Here is a 4,591-nt window from a genome sequence, read left to right on the forward strand (position 1 = left end):
CCTTCACCGCACCCGACCAGAAACCGTCGACGTCGATCCCGGTCCCCGGCAACGCCTCCTCGTTCACGAAGTCGTAGAGCACCTTCGCGACCTGCAGACCGCCGACCTCAACACGCTCAGTCATGAAATGACTCACCTTCCGCACTTGGCAAACTTCCACGATGCGAAAACACAGTTTCGTATCTTGACATAGAGAAAACCGTGTCCATCGAGTTCTGTCAATAGCGGACGGCCGTACGGTTACAACGTCACATCCCTTCAGTGGTCTTCCTCGCCGATTCGGTGGACGTGGATCAGGTTGGTCGAGCCGACGGTGCCCGGCGGCGATCCCGCGACGATGACGACGAGATCGCCCCGCCGGTACCGGCCCAGGCCGAGGAGCGCGTGGTCGACCTGGTGGATCATCTCGTCCGTCGACGCGACGGGGTCGACGAGGAACGTCTCGGTCCCCCACGTCAGCGCGAGTTGAGCACGCACTGCCGGGAGCGGCGTGAACGCCAGCAACGGCAGCGGTGTGTGCAGGCGCGCCATCCGGCGCACCGTGTCACCCGATTGGGTGAACGCGACGAGCGCCGCGGCGCCCAATCGTTCCCCGATGTCGCGGGCCGCATAGGACAGGACTCCGCCCTTCGTGCGGGGCACGTGCCCCAGCGGCGGAACGTGCGTGGACCTCTCCTCCACCGCGCTGACGATCCGGGCCATCGTGCGGACAGTTTCCATCACATGCTTGCCGACGGACGTTTCGCCCGACAGCATCACGGCATCGGCACCGTCGAGAACGGCATTGGCCACGTCGGACGCCTCGGCGCGGGTCGGCCGCGAATTCTCGATCATCGATTCCAGCATCTGCGTCGCGACGATCACGGGTTTCGCATTCTCGCGGGCGACCTGGATGGCCCGCTTCTGCGCGAGCGGCACCTGTTCGAGGGGCAACTCCACGCCCAGATCGCCGCGGGCGACCATCACCGCGTCGAATGCGAGCACGATCGCCTCGAGGTTGTCGATCGCCTCCGGTTTCTCGAGTTTCGCGATCACCGGGACCCTGCGGCCGACCCGGTCCATCACGGCATGGACGAGTTCGATGTCAGCCGCCGACCGCACGAACGACAGCGCGATGAGGTCGACACCGAGACCCAGCGCGAACTCGAGGTCGGCGATGTCCTTGTCCGACAGCGCCGGAACCGACACGTTCATCCCCGGCAACGACACACCCTTGTTGTTGCTGACCGGACCGCCCTCGGTGACCCGGCACACCACGTCGTTGCCGTCGACGCCGGTGACGACCAATCCGATCTTGCCGTCGTCGACGAGCAACCGGTCACCCGGCCTGGCATCCTCGGCCAACTGCTTGTAGGTGGTCGACACGCGGTCGTGGGTGCCCTCGCACTCGTCGACGGTGATCCGCACGACATCACCGTCCGACCACACGGTGCAGCCCTCCGCGAAGCGCCCCAACCTGATCTTCGGGCCCTGCAGGTCGGCGAGGATGCCGACCGCTCTACCGGTGCGTTCGGATGCATCCCGCACCCGGTTGTAGTTCGCCTCGTGATCGGCATGGTCGCCGTGGCTGAAGTTGAGCCGGGCGATGTCCATTCCGCAGTCGACGAGTTCGCGTATGCGATCGCCGGTGGCCGTCGCGGGCCCGAGGGTGCACACGATCTTCGCGCGCCGGGCCGACGCGGCATCCTGCTGGCCGGACACCAGGAGATCTTCGGAAACTGTTGCTGTCATGGGATTGTCGATTCCGTTCTAGGCACTGCCGGTATCGGCATAGGAGACGGCGGCGGCGCGGACGTCGTCGATGCGGTACTTCGTGGCGGCTTCGACGGCCTTGGAGCGGTCGAGGGTGCCTTCGCCGGCGAGGGCGGACAGGACGGCGACGACGATGGATTCGGCGTCGACGTTGAAGTACCGGCGGGCGGCGGGGCGGGTGTCGGAGAACCCGAACCCGTCGGTGCCGAGGGTGGTGTACGAGCCGGGGACCCACTGGCGGATCTGGTCGGCGACGGCGCGCATCCAGTCCGAGGCCGCCACGAACGGGCCGGCCGCATCCGACAGCGCCTGGGTGACGTAGGGCAGCGGGGCGTCGGTGCCCGGGTCCCGCAGCGCCTGGCGTTCGGATTCGATGCCGTCGCGGCGCAGTTCACCCCAGGAGGTGACCGACCACACGTCGGCGGCCACACCCCACTCGTCGGCGAGCAGCTGCTGGGCCCGCAGCCCCTCGGGCATGGTGACACCGGAGACCAGAATCTGGGCCCTGGGCGCGGAGCCTGCGGAGTGCCCGTGTTGAAGCGCGGAGCCTGCGGAGTGCCCGGTTTCAGGCGCAGAGCCTGCGGAGTGCCCGTGTTGAAGCGCGGAGCCGCCCGAGGCCTCGGACTTCTTGAACAGGTACAGGCCCTTGAGCAGGCCGTCGACGTTCAGGTCGGCGGGTTCGGCGGGCTGGGAGTAGGGCTCGTTGTAGAGGGTGATGTAGTAGAAGATGTCCTCMCCACCGAACCCGTCCACCCCGTCGGTGCCGCCGTACATCCGGCGCAGCCCGTCCTTGACGATGTGCGCGATCTCGTAGGAGAACGCCGGATCGTAGGCCACCGCCGCCGGGTTGGTCGAGGCCAGCAGCAGCGAGTGCCCGTCGGCGTGCTGCAACCCYTCCCCGGTCAGGGTGGTGCGGCCGGCGGTGGCACCGAGCACGAACCCGCGGGCCATCTGATCGGCSGCCGCCCACAGGCCGTCGCCGGTGCGCTGGAACCCGAACATCGAGTAGAAGATGTACAGCGGGATCATCGGCTCACCGTGCGTGGCGTAGGAGGTGCCGACCGCGGTGAACGAGGCCGTCGAGCCGGCCTCGTTGATGCCCTCGTGCAGGATCTGCCCGATCTCGGACTCCTTGTACGCCAGCATCAGCTCCGCATCCACCGCCGTGTACAGCTGCCCGTTACGGTTGTAGATCTTGAGCGAGGGGAACCAGGAGTCCATCCCGAAGGTGCGGGCCTCGTCCGGGATGATCGGCACGATCCGCTTCCCGATCTCCTTGTCCCGCAACAGCTCCTTCATGATCCGCACCAACGCCATGGTGGTCGCGACCTGCTGCTTACCGGAMCCCTTGCGGACCACGTCGTAGGTCGARTCCGCCGGCTGCGGCAACGGCGCCACGCCGGTGCGCCGCTGCGGCAGGAACCCGCCCAGCGCCTTGCGGCGRTCCAGCATGTACTGGATCTCCGGGGCATCGGGGCCGGGGTGGTAGTACGGCGGCATCTTCGGGTTCTTCTCCAACTCGGCGTCGGAGATCGGGATCCGCTGCAGGTCCCGGAAATTCTTCAGATCATCGAGGGTCAGCTTCTTCATCTGGTGGGTGGCGTTGCGGCCCTCGAAGTGCTTRCCCAGGGTGTACCCCTTGATGGTGTGCGCCAGGATCACCGTCGGCTGACCCTTGTGCGCCATCGCCGCCGCGTACGCGGCGTAGATCTTGCGGTAGTCGTGGCCGCCGCGTTTGAGGTTCCAGATGTCCTGATCSGAGAGGTTCGCGACCAGCTCCTTCGTCCGCGGGTCCCGGCCGAAGAAGTGCTCCCGCACATACCCGCCGTCGTTCGCCTTGTACGTCTGGTAGTCGCCGTCCGGRGTGACGTTCATCAAATTGACCAGGGCGCCGTCCCGGTCCGCGTGCAGCAGSGCRTCCCACTCGCGGCCCCAGACCACCTTGATCACGTTCCAGCCGGCGCCGCGGAAGAACGACTCCAACTCCTGGATGATCTTSCCGTTRCCGCGGACCGGGCCGTCGAGGCGCTGCAGGTTGCAGTTCACCACAAACGTCAAATTGTCSAGGCCCTCGGTGGCCGCCACRTGGGCGAGGCCGCGGGATTCGGGTTCGTCCATCTCCCCGTCACCCAGGAACGCCCACACGTGCTGGTCGGCGGTGTCCTTGATGCCGCGGTCGTGCAGGTAATGGTTGAACCTGGCCTGGTAGATGGCGTTCATCGGGCCCAACCCCATCGACACCGTCGGGAACTCCCAGAAATCGGGCAGCAACCGCGGGTGCGGGTACGACGGCAACCCGCCACCCTGGTCGGTGTGCGAGTGTTCCTGCCGGAACCCGTCCATCCGCTCCGCCGGGATCCGCCCCTCCAAAAACGCGCGCGCGTARATGCCSGGGGAGGCGTGGCCCTGGATGAAGATCTGATCSCCACCGCCGGGATGGTCCTTGCCGCGGAAGAAGTGGTTGAACCCCACCTCGTACAGCGCSGCGGAGGAGGCGTAGGTGGAGATGTGGCCACCGACMCCCACCCCGGGGCGCTGCGCGCGGGTCACCATCACCGCCGCGTTCCACCGGATGAACGCCCGGTACCGGCGCTCGACCTCCTCGTCGCCGGGGAACCACGGCTCGTTCTCCGTCGGGATGGTGTTCACATAATCGGTCGACGTCAACGCCGGCAGAGCGACGTGCTTCTCCCCGGCCCGCTCGAGCATCCGCAACATCAGATACCGGGCACGAGTCGGACCGGACCGGTCCAACAAACCATCGAACGATTCCAACCACTCCGTGGTCTCATCCGGATCGATATCCGGCAGATACGACGCAACACCCTCACGGATGACG

The 4,591-nt window shown here is 66.7% G+C and carries 2 protein-coding genes; both read right to left on the reverse strand.

Annotated features, from left to right (window positions below; translation table 11 throughout):
* Positions 1–258: 258 nt before the first annotated feature.
* On the reverse strand, positions 259–1,731 hold the full coding sequence (pyk, locus tag AC1DWT_RS49705) for a pyruvate kinase (protein WP_206013483.1): 1,473 nt from the start codon (positions 1,729–1,731) through the stop codon (positions 259–261).
* A gap of 18 nt (positions 1,732–1,749) precedes the next feature.
* The coding region (gene aceE / locus AC1DWT_RS49710; protein ID WP_477926118.1) for a pyruvate dehydrogenase (acetyl-transferring), homodimeric type at positions 1,750–4,591 on the reverse strand (2,842 nt) is incomplete at its 5' end.

This window comes from Rhodococcus sp. P4_B6, assembly GCF_056402215.1.